The organism is Pseudomonas sp. W2-17, from assembly GCF_041060445.1.
GTDB lineage: Bacteria > Pseudomonadota > Gammaproteobacteria > Pseudomonadales > Pseudomonadaceae > Aquipseudomonas.
The window spans coordinates 372,041-386,248 of the sequence record NZ_JAUFNS010000001.1 but is presented as its reverse complement, the minus strand read 5'-3'; the positions used below and the strand labels follow the sequence as shown (position 1 = coordinate 386,248).

Here is a 14,208-nt window from a genome sequence, read left to right as displayed (position 1 = left end):
GGCAGCCATTGGCCTCTGATAGCAATGAACACCCGGCTGCATAGCACAGGATATGGATTGGAATGGTTGTAAAAAATTTGCCGGCACGTGCGGGTTACATTGCGGGTTTACTGCTTGCAGTGGTGATGCTGATCATATTTCTCGGGCCGTTCTGGTGGCCCGGTGAGTCAAGTTCCTGGGCTGCGTTCATTCGCGCGGCACTGGTCGTTGCCTTGCTTTGCGCAGCGCCGGCGCTGAGTCGGCGATCATTTTCAGTCAGTCCGCTGACCAACACCGTCCTGCTGCTGTTCGCCTATCTGCTGATCAACAGCCTGATGTCTGACGACGACATGAAATCCTTGCGTCGGCTTCTGCTCATCCTTGTGTTTTTCATCGGCGTCGGCGTGATTAAGGCAAGGGGCACCTTCGACTGGGAAAAAATCCTCAAGCTGTCGGTCGTAGTGGTCGCGCTGTTCGCCACATTTTCCATGCTCAATCTCGCCATCCACGGTGCGTTCGTCCTGGGCTATCGACAGATGTCACTCGCCGGCTCGGGCGTAACCGATGTGGCGGACTTCGGCAACACCATCGTTGCCGGCATGAACTACGGCTTGTTTCTGCTGGCCGGTATCTGGCTGACATTACGCTCAAAGCGCCGTGCCGAAATCGGCCTCTGGCTGCTGTGCTGCGCCCTTATCGCCACGTACATCTACTTCACGTTCGCGCGCAGCGCCTGGCTGGCTTCATCGGCCGGCGGGCTGGTGCTGCTTGGCACGATGACTAGTGGCAAGCTGCGTCGCAATATCCTGATTCCTGCGGCCATCGTAGTCGCGCTTGTGCTCATTTTCGGCTTCAGCGAGCTCGCTTACGAAGTGCAGACCCGCGGTGTGACCGGGCGCAACGAAGTCTGGCTTGCAGTGTTCGAGCGTCTGGCCGGCCATTGGTGGTTCGGGGTTGGCGCGGGTACGCCACTGGGCGAGGTTCACCTCTCGACCGGGCAAATCGTGCGCAACACCCACGGCCTGTATTTCGAGGTGCTCTACCAGTTCGGCATCGTCGGTCTGGCGCTGCTGCTGGCGACGATGCTGCATGCTGGCGCGTGTCTGGCCCGAGCGCGCAAGACCTCGGAGATCGCTCGGCTCTGGCTGGCGATCCTCTGCGCCGGCGGCGTGGTCATGACCGTGGAACTGCACACCTTCGTTGGGTCACCCAATCTGGTATGGGAATGGCTCTGGCTGCCGCTGGCCGGCGCGGTGGCGATCTCCCGGGAGGCGCGGCGTGCTGAGGGTTGAAGCACGGGGCGAGCAACGCTGGCTGGTAGGGCATGATCTGGAAGTGTGCCTGCAGGACTTTGCGCAATCCCGCGGGTCTGTCACAGGGCCGGTGTTGCTGCTGGCGTCCGGACCTTCGGCGAACGAATTCCCGCTTCAACGTTACCGGAGCCTGCCGGTCGTCGCCATGAACGGTTCGATCGTGCGCTGCGTCGACGAGGGCATCCGGCCTTTCTACTACCTGTGCGACGATCCGAATTTCGTCATCGGCCGGCCGGCGCTGGCGCTGATGGGGCTCAGCCACGGCGAGCATCTGGCGATGAGTCTGGATGTGCTTCAAGCCATTCATTCGGCCGACGCCGCTGCCCTGAACGGGAAAAAGATCTATCTGCTGGAGCGGGTTAATCGCCAGGAAGGCAAGGCCGTCATGTCGGATCGAGCCTATGCGTGGTCAATCCGCAACGACGACGAGCTGATCTCCAACTTTTCCCTGCTGCGTCGCAAGCCCAACCGCATCGGCTTCAGCCTGAACCTCAAACGAGGCTACTTCGGCAGCCGAACCATTCCCTTCGGCGCCTTGCAGCTGGTCTGCCATCTGGGGTTTCGTCAGGTGTTCGTGGTCGGCATGGACCTGCGCCAGGGTGGGGGGCGTTTTTACGAGAAGGGAGAAGCGGCTTTGCCCAGCAGCCTGGACGAGGATTTCGAGCAATACATCCTGCCAAGCTTCGCGTTGATGGCCCGCAAGATCCTGCCCCGAACCGGCATGCAGGTTTTCAATCTATCCAGTGCCAGTCGGATGCCGGAGCGGGTCATTCCCAAAATCACCCCGCATCGCCTCGACCAGCTGCTGGGCGTTCAACCCGATCCTTCTACGCAAACAGCGCCTGCAAGCGCGCAGTGAAGTGGGCGCTCCGGCCTTGGGTGTAAGCTGAAATAAAGGCCGTGCCCCCATCGCTTTCAACTAGCCACGCGCGGTCTTCCTTGTACCTGAGCAGGTGCTGGAAATTGCGCAGCCGCTTCGAATCGCTCAGCGCGCGACGCTGGCACTTCATGTCAGAGATATCGATGAGCCCCAGTTTCGCCTCCGGGGTGAGGATCACATTGCCCATGTGCAGCGAGCGAAAGTAGACGCCGCAATCATGCAGGTGGGCGATAAACGTACCCAGTTCAGCCCGCAGTGGCGCGCTTTCACCGTGCTCTTTCAGCACCTGGCGGATGGTCAGGCCGGGCAACGGCGTGTAACGCACGGCATCGCGGCTGATGCTGGCAATTCGGTAGGTGGCGATGACGTCGGGGCAGGGAATGCCACGCTTTTTGAGGGCGTCGATGTTGTCGGCGAAGCGTTGCGCGTAGGGAAACAGCAAGGCCGAGCTGATCAGGCGCTTGCGGCGGAACAGTTTGAGAATGGTGCCGTCCTCAAGTAACAGAACCTTGTCCCCGGATCCGTCCGCTTCGAGCACGGTGGCGTTTTCTCGCAAGGCCAGATAGGCGCTGTGTTCCATTGGGTGCATCGGCATACTTACCTGAACAAATGCGGCATGTTACCCGAGTCGGCCCCGCTTGGGTCGCGGCAGGGGTCGACAAATATGGGTTGTGCTACCATGCCCGCCTAATTTTTTCGTGCGGATTCCCATGAGCAGTCCTGATCCTCAAGCTAAAACGACCCTGGCGATTTACTTTCGTCTATTGACCTATGTGCGGCCGTATATAGGCCTTTTCTGCTTGAGCATTGTCGGCTTTCTTATCTTTGCGTCCACCCAGCCGATGCTCGCCTACATCCTCAAATACTTCGTCGATGGCCTGGCCAATCCCGAAGCCAGCCTGTTCCCCGGCAACCCTTATATTGGTCATCTGCAATTGCTGCAGGCGGTGCCGCTGATGATCGTGCTGATCGCGGCCTGGCAGGGCGCCGGCTCCTATTTGGGCAACTTCTTCCTGGCCCGCGTTTCCCTCGGGCTGGTGCATGACCTGCGCGTCGTGCTGTTCAACAAATTGCTCACGCTGCCCAACCGCTTCTTCGACAACAGCAACTCAGGGCATCTGATCTCGCGCATCACGTTCAACGTGACCATGGTCACCGGTGCTGCCACTGACGCAATCAAGGTGGTGATTCGCGAAGGCATGACGGTCATTTTCCTGTTCGGCGCGCTGCTGTGGATGAACTGGAAACTGACCCTGGTGATGCTGGCGATACTGCCGCTCATCGCCGTCATGGTGAACAGCACCAGCAAGAAGTTTCGCAAGCAGAGCAAGAAGATTCAGGTGGCCATGGGCGACGTGACCCACGTAGCGTCCGAGACCATTCACGGCTATCGCGTGGTCCGCAGCTTTGGCGGCGAAGACTACGAAAAGGCCCGCTTCGAAAAGGCCAGCCGCAGCAATACCAAAAAGCAGTTGGCGATGACCAAGACCGGCGCGGTTTACACGCCGATGCTGCAATTGGTGACCTACAGCGGCATGGCCATCGTGATGTTCCTTGTCCTTTATCTGCGCGGCGATTCCTCTGCGGGCGATCTGGTGGCCTACATCACCATGGCCGGCCTGCTGCCCAAGCCGATCCGTCAGTTGTCCGAAGTCAGTTCCACCATCCAGAAAGGCGTCGCCGGTGCGGAGAGCATCTTCGAGCAGCTGGATGAGCCGACTGAACAGGACCTGGGCACGGTAGAGCGTGACAAGGTTTCAGGCCGTCTGGAGGTCAAAAACCTCACGTTCACCTACCCAGGCACGGAAAAGCGCGTGTTGAACGACGTGAGTTTTGTCGCCGAAGCCGGCCAAATGGTCGCGCTGGTGGGCCGCTCCGGCAGCGGCAAATCCACCTTGGCGAGCCTGATTCCGCGTTTCTACGATCACGTGCAGGGCCAGATTCTTCTCGATGGCGTCGAGACTCAGGACTACACCCTGCGCAGCCTGCGTCGTCAGATCGCGCTGGTGAACCAGAACGTCACGCTGTTCAACGACACCATCGCCAACAACATCGCGTATGGCGATCTGGCGGGCGTGCCGCTGGAAGAAATCAAAAAAGCCTCAGCCGATGCCTATTCCGACGAGTTCATCGACAAGTTGCCTCAGCAATATCAGACCCTCGTCGGCGAGAACGGCGTGCTGCTGTCCGGGGGCCAGCGTCAGCGTTTGGCGATTGCCCGGGCACTGCTGAAAAACGCGCCGCTGCTGATTCTCGACGAAGCGACCTCGGCGCTGGATACCGAGTCCGAGCGCCATATCCAGAAAGCCCTGGAGAAGGTCATGCAGGGCCGCACCACGCTGGTGATCGCCCACCGCCTGACCACCATCGAAAAAGCCGACGTCATTCTGGTCATGGACGAAGGCCGCATTGTCGAGCGCGGTTCCCATGCCGAGCTGCTGGCGCAGAACGGTTACTACACGCGCCTGCATGCCAAACAGTTCGAAGAAGACGAGCCTGTCGAAATCGACCGGGCAGTCGATGCATGCTGAGTCACTTGCGCGCATGGCGTGAGCGAGGCTGGACCCCGATTGATGCGACCACCTACGCCACCACGTGGCAGCAGTTCGGCGGCAGCGTTGCCACGCACCCGCAGGTGATCGAGCGCCTGGCCGGGCTGGCTGACATTCCGGTTCGGTATCTGGGTTGGCTGCAAGACGGCAACGTCGTTGCTGCGGTGGCCTGCTGGGGCCGGGATCTGGCGTTGGCCAAGAACGTGCTGAAGCAGCGTAATCGGCGTGTGTTCGATCTGGGTAACGCGGAAATCATTCTGCCGATTGCGCCCGGTGCAACAGTGCCGGTACGCCAGCGCATGAGTTATGTGTCTGAGTTGAACGCCGGTCAGATCGGCACCCTCAAGCCGCAAGCCGAGAGCCTGGCCATCGCCCGCGCGCCTGAGGACTATTCCAAGAAGTTTCGCTACAACCAGCGCCGCGAGCAGCGTTTGCTTGAGGAGGCGGGCGGGGTCGTGCAGCCGATGCTGGATTTCACGTCCGAGGAACAAGCCCGCATTTACTCCAGCCTGTTTCATGCGCGTTGGGGCTTCGACGTGCCGGGCAAGGACCATCTGGCCAGGGTGTTCGAGCTGATGCGCGAGTTCATGACCGGCTCGATGATTCTGCTGGAGGGCAAGCCCATTGCCGCTCAGGTGCTGTACAGGGTCGAGTCGCCACACTGGGTGTCCGTCGAATACATTAACGGCGGTGTCGATCCGGCCCATCAGGCGTTGAGCGCCGGCAGTGTGCTGAGCTTCGTCAACACCCAGAACGCCTGGGCTGATGCGAGGGCGGTGAACAAGCCATTGCGCTATTCCTTCGGCCGTTCCGATCGCGAATACAAAGACCGCTGGTGCCAGACGGTACCTGTCTACAAGGTTGGATGACATGTCCGGGCGCAAGCAGCAGCTTCTGAAACGACATCGGCGCAACAAGCGTCTGGCGCTGATCATCGGTCTGGTGCTGCTGATCGGCATTGGCATCTGGGTCGCGTGGTGGCTGGTGCCGTTGCTGATACTTGCCGCCTGGATTGCCCATGAGGCCTGGTTCTCCGACCATCTGTTTTATTCGCCCAAGAGCGATTACCACTACCAGTTTCCTGACGCGGTCCAGGCGCAGCCTGTTTCTGTCGTCAATGGCATGCTGCAACTGAGCGAGCCGCTGGGCGAAGGCGAAACCCTGCTACTGGAGCTCGATTTGCGCAGCACCTGGCTCGGTCGCTGGCTGGACCCGTATGTGCTGGCAGGCGACGACCGCCAGGATTTCGAGCGAGGTTTTGCCGGGCGTCGCTACGTGAACCTCACCGGGCAGCGGGACGTCGTCGCGGACAGCACGTTGCGCCTCAAAGGCGGCTTCTGCCGCATCGCCAGCGCCGCCCGCTTATACGTATTGAGCAACCCGGATTACCGCCAGCAACGGTTGATGATCCTCGCGCCCCACGCCGACGACGCCGAACTGGCAGCCTTTGGCCTGTACAGCCAGGCGGCGGATTGCAGCATCGTTACGGTGACCCAGGGCGAAATCGAGGCCGAACGCTACGAACAACTGGGGCTGAACCGCGTCGATGCTGCCCGGCTCAAGGGGCGTTTGCGTACGTGGGACAGCCTGGCGATTCCACTGTGGGGCGGTGTGCCCCAGAGTCAGTGCGTGCAACTGGGCTACTACTGCCTGCAATTGCCGGCCATGGCCCAGTCGCCGGATCAGCCGTTTGGTTCTCGCGAATCGGCAGAGACCGATACCCGCAGCGCGCGGCAGCACAACTCTTTGCTTTTGCCGGGGGATCAGGACGGCGCGCCGACCTGGAACAATCTCGTGGCCGATCTCGCTGCGCTGCTCGACGCTCACCGGCCGGACGTCATTGTCATGCCGCACCCGCAACTCGACCCTCACGCTGACCACATTGCGACGACCCAGGCGTTATACCAAGCGGTGAGCAGAAGCGCGCACACACCCGAGGTGGCGCTGTTCTACGCCAACCACCTGCACGACAACGACCGCTGGCCCATGGGTTTGGCCGGTAAAGGCGTCGCGCTGCCGCCGTTTGTTGAAGCGCCGTCGGTGGATCAGCTCTGGAGTACGTCGCTCAGTTCGGACGTGCAACTGGATAAGGCCATGGCCCTGGCGATGCAGCACGATCTCCAGGGACCGCCACCCCTGAAGAAGCGCCTGCGCCGGCAGATTCAACGCTGGCTGGCCGGTCGCGAATGGCCGCTGACGGGAGACGACGAATTCTTCCGCAAGGCCGTGCGCCGTCACGAGGTGTTCTGGGTGCGCCGCTTTCCGCGCCCTGAGTCGTAACAGTCGATGCACCCTTTAAAGCGCCATCTGAAGCGCTGTTTCAAGCACTAAGGGATTCGAGGCCAACCGGCCAGCCAGCGCTGATCGCTGTGCTAAGATTCCGTCCTTGTCCATTTCTGCCACGGGTTGTTCGATGAAGTTGTCCATGCCGCGTTTTGATCAGGCTCAAGTGTTAGTTGTCGGCGATGTCATGCTCGACCGCTACTGGCACGGTGGCACTTCCAGAATCTCCCCTGAAGCACCGGTGCCGGTGGTCAAAGTTGACCAGATCGAAGACCGTCCGGGCGGTGCTGCCAACGTGGCGTTGAACATTGCAGCGCTGGGCGCCAAGGCGTCCCTGGTTGGTGTCACCGGCACCGACGAAGCCGCCGACAGCCTGAGTAACAGCCTTAAGGCCGCTGGCGTGATCGCCAGCTTCCAGCGCATCGCCCATCAGCCCACCATCGTCAAATTGCGCGTCATGAGCCGGCACCAGCAGCTCCTGCGCATCGACTTCGAAGAACCCTTTGCCACTGACCCCGAGGCCCTGAGCCGCGAGGTTGATGCCTTGCTCGACGGTATCAAGGTGCTGGTCCTGTCCGACTACGGCAAAGGCGCGCTGAAGAATCATCAAGTCCTGATCAAGGCAGCCCGGGACCGTGGTATTCCCGTGCTCGCCGACCCCAAGGGCAAAGACTTCGCGATCTACCGTGGCGCCAGCCTGATCACTCCCAACCTCAGTGAATTCGAAGCCATCGTCGGCCATTGCGTCGACGAGGCAGAGCTGGTCGCCAAAGGCGCCGCGTTGATGAAAGACCTCGATCTGGGTGCGTTGCTGGTCACCCGTGGTGAACATGGCATGACCCTGCTGCGTCCGGATCAGCCAACGCTGCATCTTCCGGCCCGCGCACGGGAAGTCTTCGACGTGACGGGTGCTGGGGATACGGTCATTTCCACGCTGGCAGCCGCCATTGCAGCGGGGGAGGAATTGCCTCACGCGGTCGCGCTGGCGAACCTTGCGGCTGGCATCGTCGTGGGCAAGCTCGGCACGGCGGCGATCAGCGCGCCCGAGTTGCGTCGCGCCATCCAGCGCGCCGAAGGCTCCGAGCGCGGCGTGCTGACCCTTGATCAACTGCTGCTGGCCATCGACGACGCCCGTGCCCATAACGAAACCATCGTGTTCACCAACGGCTGCTTCGACATTCTCCACGCGGGCCATGTCACCTACCTGGAACAGGCCCGCGCCCAGGGCGATCGGCTGATCGTGGCGGTCAACGATGACGCGTCGGTGAGTCGCCTGAAAGGCCCGGGCCGCCCGATCAACAGCGTTGATCGGCGCATGGCCGTGCTGGCCGGTCTGGGCGCGGTGGACTGGGTCATCAGCTTCCCCGAAGGCACCCCGGAAAACCTCTTGACCCATGTGCGTCCGGACGTGCTGGTAAAGGGCGGGGACTACTCGGTTGACCAGGTCGTCGGCGCGGACATCGTCGCCTCTTATGGCGGCACCGTGAAAGTGCTGGGACTGGTTGCCAACAGCTCGACGACAGCCATCGTCGACAAGATCCGCAGTCAGGACTGATCCGACGCCCGCAGCGCAAAGTGGCACCCCTTGCCGCTGCCATTTTTGTATTCGCAGTTCGGTATATGAACGTATGAAAGTCATGTTACTGGTGATGGATGAACAGCGCGTCATACTGGACGGTTTGTACGAAACCGTGCGGCAGCATTGTGACGACTGCGTCATCTTTCGCCTGAGCAAGCAACAGCAGCTGAATCTCGGGCCGTTTCTGGCCTCGGTCGACTATCAGCGCTACGACCGGGTGGTGATCTTCTCCCGGGTCAAACGGCTTGCTCGCCAGCGCGCAGTGCTCAAGTGCATTCCGGGGCTGATTTTTCTTGAGCACGATGCGTATCAGAACTACATGAGCGCCAGCAAATACCACGGCATGTATTCACGCTTGTACCGGCAGCTGCCGTGGAGTCGCGCACTGGTTTCCGGTGCGGTTGTCGCGCGGCGCATGCGCGGCGAGGGCCTTGATGCGGTATTCGTGTCCAAGGGCTACGACCAGGAAATGCTGCGCAATCTCGGCCAACCCCGAGACATTCCGGTGGGTTTTCTGGGCAGCCTGAAAAGCCGCGAGTATTCCCGGCGCAAGCAACTGGTGGAAAACCTCGCGCAGCGCGCCGGCATGCTGGTGACGCGCACGGCCTCTGGCGCCGAGTACCTTGAAACCCTCAATCGCATCAGGGTTTTCGTCAGTGCCGACATCGGCATGGGCGAGTTCATGATCAAGAATTTCGAAGCCATGGCCTGCGGTTGCGTGCTGCTCGCATGGAGCCAGGGTGAAGAGGATGATCTGCTGGGTTTCGAAGAGGGGCGCAACGTCATGTTCTACCGCTCCGAAGACGAAGCCGTCGAGAAGATCCGCCTGCTGCAGAGTGATCCCGAGCTTGCCGCGCGCATCGCCAGCGAAGGGCAAAGATTTGCCGAAGAGCGCTATGCCTTTGCCCGTGTGGGCCGCGATCTGGCCGATGAAATTCAGCGGCCGATGCGGCCGTGGCGGCGTCCATCCGCGCTGACCCGTGCCTGGGTCAAATGGCGCCATGGCATGCAGGTGCCGGCCTGATGACGTTGCCGTCAAACCACGACAGCGCCGCGCCCAGTGAACCCCTTGTATTGCCGGGCGCCGATCAGGACGTGTTTGGCACGCTTCCCGCACCGCTGCGCCAGTGCCTGGCGAACGCTGCACGGGTCATCCTGATCGCCAACAATCCAGCCATCACCCCAGCCGATTTCGATGCCTTGGGCGTGGGCGCCGATGATGTGGTGGTCAGCTTCAATCTGTGCATCAAGGCCGCTTTGTTGAAGCCTGAAAGCGTCAACCTGTTCGTCCACGGCTTCAATGCGCCAGACCGTTACTTCTTTGGCCTGCCCGCCACCGCTGACGTACAGAAGCTCGTTGCCCGGCCTGACTCGCGCTGCTTTACGCTGCTGGTAGGATGCGCCGTGCCGCTGTGCCCGCTGCCTGACGTTGCGCTGTATTGGGACCGCATTCCGTTGCCGGCGCTGGCCGAGCATTACCCGGTCGATCGTCCCAACGGCAAGCGCTTCGTGGGTCCCTCCACAGGGTTCAACGTGCTGGTGCTGCTCGACTGGCTGCGCGCTCATGCCGGTTACCGCTACAGGCTCATGACCCTCGGTTTTTCCAACGAAGCCGGCAAGCTCTGGGGCGGCCACGCCTGGGACTATGAGCGCAACTGGCTGCTGGGCGCCGACGTCGAAGTGATCGCCCTCAAGCCCCGGAGTTGGTGGCGCACGCTGTTGTTTCGTAAATGAACGAGGCCGTCCGCCGCTTGCGCGCGCGTGTCCAGGCGCATCGCCATTGATCCCGGAGAGTTTGTCAGTGCTGAACATTGCGGTCGCGTTTTTTGGTATCCCGCGCAACTCGGAAATCTGTTTTCCCTCCATAGAGGAAAACGTCCTTGGCCAGTTGCCGAAGGGCAGCAACGTCAAATGCTTTTACCACCTCTACAAAATTGACGAAGTGCACAACCAGCGCTCGGCGGAGAAGGGCGAGCTGACGGCCAATAACTACGACGTTTTCAAGCCGATGACGGGGGTTCTCGAACCCACGGATGGCGTGCTGGAGCGCTGGGATTTCGAGCGGGTCAAGGCGATGGGCGACACCTGGGGCGACGAGCACGTCTCTCTGCGCAACCTGATCTATCAGCTCAATTCCCTGCACACGGTCACGGGCATGATGGAGTCGTTCGATCCGGACTTCGTGGTGTTCGTGCGCCCGGACAATTTCTTCCATTCGCCGCTGCCGGGCTATGTCTTTCATTCGCCCCACGCACGACGGCTGAACGCCTATATTCCGGACTGGCAGTGGTGGGGCGGGTTGAACGATCGCTTCGCCATCTGCGGCCGCGACGTGTACCGCGCCTATGGCAAGCGGGTCGAGCGCATCTTCCAGTTCTGCGAAGCGACAGGTCGCAAGCTGCACTCGGAACGCTTGCTCAAGTACGCATTGCTTGAGGCGGACGCCCGGGTGTGCACGCTGCCGACCACTGCTTCGCGAGTGCGCATCACCGGCGCCTTCGCTGAAGAGTCGTTCTCACCGAAGCGCGGGATGGGCAAGCGTGAGAATCGCTATTTCCACTTCTTCGCCCGTCTGCGCACCTGGCGTGACAAACGCCTCTCCGACAAAGGCTAAGCGGCGGCCTATTTGTGCAGGCCGCTGCGAACCAGCCTGACCAGTCGCCGCGCCTTGATTCGCAGCTTGGTCAGTCCTGATTTGGGCTTCTTCTTCGGTGTGAGGCCCTGCTGCACCAGCCAGTCCTTCCAGCGAATCCGCTCCTCGCGCACCACCCAGCCTTCTTGCGGGGCGAAGCTCTCGGCCAGATACAGGCCGCGCGTACCGGCAGGGGAAAGCTTGTCGTTCTTCAGGGTGTACAGCTCGGGCAGGGGCGAGCCGTTTTCCAGCGGCATCAGGTACAGATCCGGTTTGCTGCGATTGAGGCGCGCCACCAGCTCGTTGTTCTCCAGGCTTTCATCGACGTGAAACAGGCTCAGCGGGCGAGCTTCTTTCGGGACCTCCAGGCGCATGTCGTAGATCAGTTGCAACGACGCCGTCGGCAAATGCACGTAAGCGCGGGGCCGTTCAATCAGGGTCAGGCTCCCGCAACGTACAGGGCGTGCCGCGCCGGAAAGCGGCGTGAGGCGAAAGGGCATCGCTTCGCGGTAATGCAACGCTGCCGCATAAGGCGCTGGCAGCCAGGTTTCATTGAAGCGCCCACCGAGCCAGCCTTGCGGCGTCTCGATCAGGCATTCCTCGGCGACTTCCTGCACCGCCGTGTGCAACGGCAGGTTGAGTTCGTGGGCGGGAACGTAGCCGGAGATCAGCTTGAGCACCACATCGCCACGGTCCTGACGGCGCTGGCGAACCAGCACCCAGTAATCGCGGTTTTGCCAGCGCAGGGTCAGGCGCACCGAGACGCCGAGATTGGCCAGTTCGGTGGAAAACCGTTCGCTGTCCTCCACGTCGATCTTGCGACGCCGGGCCAGGGTCTGGGTGAAATTCAGCGGCATCCCGATGCTCTGGTAGGTCAGGCTTTCCGGGGTGGCTTCGACAAATAACGGCAGGGTCTTGAAGTTGCTGGGGTTCTTTCGAATCAGGGTTCGCGGCATATCGGCTCCTTCTTGCGTTGGGGTCGGCCGTTTGTCTCAGGGCTGACGACGGATCACGGCAGCGGCGGTTGCCACGTTATGGGCCAGATGCAGCGGGTTGATGGTGCCGACGATAGCACCGGTGACGCCGGGATGTTCAAACAGCAGCTCGAAACTGGCACGCACAGGATCGACACCGGGGCTCAGGCAAACGTGCCCGCTGGCCAGCGCTTTTTTGACCAGCACCCCTTTGCCGTGTGCAGCAGCGTAGTCGAGGACCGGCTTTTCGCCCTGTTCGTTGAGGTTGTAGGTGACCATCGCGCAGTCGCCGTCCTGCAACGCCAACAGCCCGCCTTCGACGGTCTTGCCGGAGAAACCGAACCCGCGAATCTTGCCCTCAGCCTTGAGTTCGGCCAGCGTTTGGTAGACGCCGCATTCGTTGAGCACGTGCAGGTCGTTGCCGTCGGAATGCACCAGCACCAGATCGATGAAGTCGGTTTCCAGGCGCTGCAGGCTGCGTTCCACCGACAACCGCGTATGTTCGGCGCTGAAATCATGCCGAGACTGGCCGGCTTCGAATTCCTCGCCGACCTTGCTGACGATCACCCAGTCCTTGCGCTGCCCGCGCAGCAGCGGGCCGAGGCGCTCTTCGCTGCGACCGTACGCCGGGGCGGTGTCGATCAGGTTGATGCCCAGATCCCGCGCCAGCTTCAGCAGCATCTGCGCTTCGACGTCGTCGGGAATCGTGAAGCCGTTGGGGTACTTCACGCCCTGATCGCGGCCCAGCTTCACCGTGCCCAGGCCCAAGGGGGAGACGTTGATACCGAGGCTGCCGAGCGGCCGATGCAGATCGTGCAGGGTCTTCATGGCAGCAGTTGATCCCAGACAGGAATGGCGAGGGGCGGCTTGGGGAAGTCGGTGTGCGGCGGCTGCGGGGTCGGGTGAATGTCATCCCGGGACAACGAGGCCAGCACGCGATCGGCGAAGTCGGGGGCCAGCGCCAGTTTGGTAGGCCAGCCGACCAGCAAGCGACCCTGCACGTCGACAAAGGCGTTGTCCGGGCGCACCAGACCGCTTTGCTGCGGCTCGGCGCGGTCCACGCGGAGGGTGGCGAACTGCGCCTCGCTGAGATCGACCCAGGGCAGCAGATTCGCGAGCTCTTTTTTCGCGGCGGCGATCTGCTCGGCAGGGTCACGGGCGACGCCTTCGGCTTCGGCAATGTCGCCGCCCAGGTACCAGACCCACTGGCCGTCTGCCGCCGGATGCGTTGTGACAGTGATTCGTGGTTTCGGCCCGCCACCCAGGCAATGCGCGTACAGCGGTTTGAGCGTCGGGCCTTTGACCAGCACCATGTGCAGCGGGCGGCGTTGCATGGCTGGCTGGCTCACGTTCAGCGCCTTGAGCAAATCGGCCATGCCTTCGCCGGCACTGAGCACCACACGCTGGGCGTTGATGTCGCGGCCGTCGACGCGCAGGCCGACCAGTTCGCCGTCGCGGCGCAGCGGCTCGATGTCCTGACCCGCAAGCAGGCTGTCGCCCGCCAGCTCCGCCAGTTTTTTCACTAGACTGGGGATGTCGATGACCAGTTCGGCCAGCCGATACACCTTGCCTTTGAAGCGCGGATCCTGGAGCGCAGGGGGCAGGTCGCTGCCCTTGACCTGATCAACGCGCCCGCGCACGGCCTTGCTGGCGAAGAAGCTGGTGAGATTGCCGGCGAGGGTGCCGGGCGACCACAGGTAATGGGCTTCCGAAAGCAAGCGTACGCCCGACAGGTTCAGCTCGCCTTTGCCGGCCAGAGCCTCGCGCCAGCGGCGGGGCATGTCAGCGATCGCTTCGGAGGCGCCGGACAGCGCGCCGTGCAGGGCGTATTTGGCGCCGCCGTGAATGATCCCCTGGGATTTTAATGTCTGGCCGCCACCCAGGCTGGCTTTTTCCACCACCACCGTCGAAAAGCCCTGATGCCGCAGCCGCGCGTTGAGCCAGAGACCGGCAACGCCCGCGCCGACAATCAGGACGTCAGTGGAAATAGCAGATGACATGGGCACCTCAAATGGC

The 14,208-nt window shown here is 61.8% G+C and carries 13 protein-coding genes; 9 read left to right on the top strand and 4 right to left on the bottom strand.

Annotated features, from left to right (window positions below; genetic code table 11):
- Positions 1-62: 62 nt before the first annotated feature.
- Positions 63-1,271 carry an O-antigen ligase family protein gene (locus QWI20_RS01830; RefSeq protein ID WP_369303893.1) on the top strand — a complete coding sequence of 403 codons (1,209 nt, stop codon included), beginning with the start codon at positions 63-65 and terminating at the stop codon, positions 1,269-1,271.
- A complete protein-coding gene (locus tag QWI20_RS01825; protein ID WP_369303891.1) occupies positions 1,258-2,151 on the top strand; it encodes a lipopolysaccharide core biosynthesis protein in 894 nt (297 codons plus the stop codon). Before QWI20_RS01830 ends, QWI20_RS01825 begins: the two co-directional genes overlap by 14 nt.
- Here the strand turns inward: QWI20_RS01825 and QWI20_RS01820 are convergent.
- On the bottom strand, positions 2,120-2,761 hold the full coding sequence (locus QWI20_RS01820; protein ID WP_369303890.1) for a lipopolysaccharide kinase InaA family protein: 642 nt from the start codon (positions 2,759-2,761) through the stop codon (positions 2,120-2,122). The genes QWI20_RS01825 and QWI20_RS01820 overlap by 32 nt on opposite strands.
- Before the next feature lie 121 nt (positions 2,762-2,882).
- On the opposite strand from QWI20_RS01820, the gene msbA reads away from it, so the two are divergent.
- The 7 genes from msbA (at position 2,883) to QWI20_RS01785 (ending at position 11,200) form a co-directional block, all read left to right on the top strand.
- Positions 2,883-4,703 carry a lipid A export permease/ATP-binding protein MsbA gene (gene msbA / locus QWI20_RS01815; RefSeq protein ID WP_369303889.1) on the top strand — a complete coding sequence of 607 codons (1,821 nt, stop codon included), beginning with the start codon at positions 2,883-2,885 and terminating at the stop codon, positions 4,701-4,703.
- Positions 4,697-5,593 carry a GNAT family N-acetyltransferase gene (locus QWI20_RS01810; protein WP_369303888.1) on the top strand — a complete coding sequence of 299 codons (897 nt, stop codon included), beginning with the start codon at positions 4,697-4,699 and terminating at the stop codon, positions 5,591-5,593. The genes msbA and QWI20_RS01810 overlap by 7 nt, the downstream gene beginning before the upstream one ends.
- Before the next feature lies 1 nt (position 5,594).
- On the top strand, positions 5,595-7,004 hold the full coding sequence (locus QWI20_RS01805) for a PIG-L deacetylase family protein (protein WP_369303887.1): 1,410 nt from the start codon (positions 5,595-5,597) through the stop codon (positions 7,002-7,004).
- 133 nt (positions 7,005-7,137) lie between these two features.
- Entirely contained in the window at positions 7,138-8,562 is a 1,425-nt protein-coding gene (gene hldE, locus QWI20_RS01800) for a bifunctional D-glycero-beta-D-manno-heptose-7-phosphate kinase/D-glycero-beta-D-manno-heptose 1-phosphate adenylyltransferase HldE (protein ID WP_369303886.1), read from the top strand.
- A 73-nt stretch (positions 8,563-8,635) separates the two neighbouring features.
- The gene (locus QWI20_RS01795; protein ID WP_369303885.1) at positions 8,636-9,610 is read left to right on the top strand and encodes a glycosyltransferase; all 975 of its coding nucleotides are present in this window, start codon (positions 8,636-8,638) and stop codon (positions 9,608-9,610) included.
- A complete protein-coding gene (locus tag QWI20_RS01790; RefSeq protein ID WP_369303884.1) occupies positions 9,610-10,320 on the top strand; it encodes a hypothetical protein in 711 nt (236 codons plus the stop codon). The genes QWI20_RS01795 and QWI20_RS01790 overlap by 1 nt, the downstream gene beginning before the upstream one ends.
- A 67-nt stretch (positions 10,321-10,387) precedes the next feature.
- Positions 10,388-11,200: a hypothetical protein gene (locus tag QWI20_RS01785; protein ID WP_369303883.1), complete on the top strand. Its 813-nt coding sequence runs from the start codon at positions 10,388-10,390 to the stop codon at positions 11,198-11,200.
- Between the two features lie 8 nt (positions 11,201-11,208).
- Here QWI20_RS01785 and QWI20_RS01780 read toward each other — a convergent pair whose 3' ends face one another.
- Genes QWI20_RS01780 through QWI20_RS01770 form a run of 3 tightly spaced genes read right to left on the bottom strand, consistent with a single transcriptional unit; the run spans position 11,209 to position 14,192 of the window.
- A complete protein-coding gene (locus tag QWI20_RS01780) occupies positions 11,209-12,174 on the bottom strand; it encodes a metal ABC transporter ATPase (protein WP_369303882.1) in 966 nt (321 codons plus the stop codon).
- Positions 12,175-12,210: 36 nt separating this feature from the next.
- Positions 12,211-13,020 (bottom strand): aldo/keto reductase, encoded by an 810-nt coding sequence (locus tag QWI20_RS01775; protein WP_369303881.1) that lies wholly within the window; start codon positions 13,018-13,020, stop codon positions 12,211-12,213.
- Positions 13,017-14,192 carry an NAD(P)/FAD-dependent oxidoreductase gene (locus QWI20_RS01770; protein WP_369303880.1) on the bottom strand — a complete coding sequence of 392 codons (1,176 nt, stop codon included), beginning with the start codon at positions 14,190-14,192 and terminating at the stop codon, positions 13,017-13,019. Before QWI20_RS01770 ends, QWI20_RS01775 begins: the two co-directional genes overlap by 4 nt.
- Between the last annotated feature and the right edge of the window lie 16 nt (positions 14,193-14,208).

Bases quoted from the DNA above. Each gene is read 5' to 3' on its own strand.
- QWI20_RS01830 (WP_369303893.1), top strand. From the start codon at position 63: ATGGTTGTAAAAAATTTGCCGGCACGTGCGGGTTACATTGCGGGTTTA.
- QWI20_RS01820 (WP_369303890.1), bottom strand. From the start codon at position 2,761: ATGCACCCAATGGAACACAGCGCCTATCTGGCCTTGCGAGAAAACGCC.
- msbA (WP_369303889.1), top strand. From the start codon at position 2,883: ATGAGCAGTCCTGATCCTCAAGCTAAAACGACCCTGGCGATTTACTTT.
- QWI20_RS01810 (WP_369303888.1), top strand. From the start codon at position 4,697: ATGCTGAGTCACTTGCGCGCATGGCGTGAGCGAGGCTGGACCCCGATT.
- QWI20_RS01805 (WP_369303887.1), top strand. From the start codon at position 5,595: ATGTCCGGGCGCAAGCAGCAGCTTCTGAAACGACATCGGCGCAACAAG.
- hldE (WP_369303886.1), top strand. From the start codon at position 7,138: ATGAAGTTGTCCATGCCGCGTTTTGATCAGGCTCAAGTGTTAGTTGTC.
- QWI20_RS01795 (WP_369303885.1), top strand. From the start codon at position 8,636: ATGAAAGTCATGTTACTGGTGATGGATGAACAGCGCGTCATACTGGAC.
- QWI20_RS01790 (WP_369303884.1), top strand. From the start codon at position 9,610: ATGACGTTGCCGTCAAACCACGACAGCGCCGCGCCCAGTGAACCCCTT.
- QWI20_RS01780 (WP_369303882.1), bottom strand. From the start codon at position 12,174: ATGCCGCGAACCCTGATTCGAAAGAACCCCAGCAACTTCAAGACCCTG.
- QWI20_RS01775 (WP_369303881.1), bottom strand. From the start codon at position 13,020: ATGAAGACCCTGCACGATCTGCATCGGCCGCTCGGCAGCCTCGGTATC.
- QWI20_RS01770 (WP_369303880.1), bottom strand. From the start codon at position 14,192: ATGTCATCTGCTATTTCCACTGACGTCCTGATTGTCGGCGCGGGCGTT.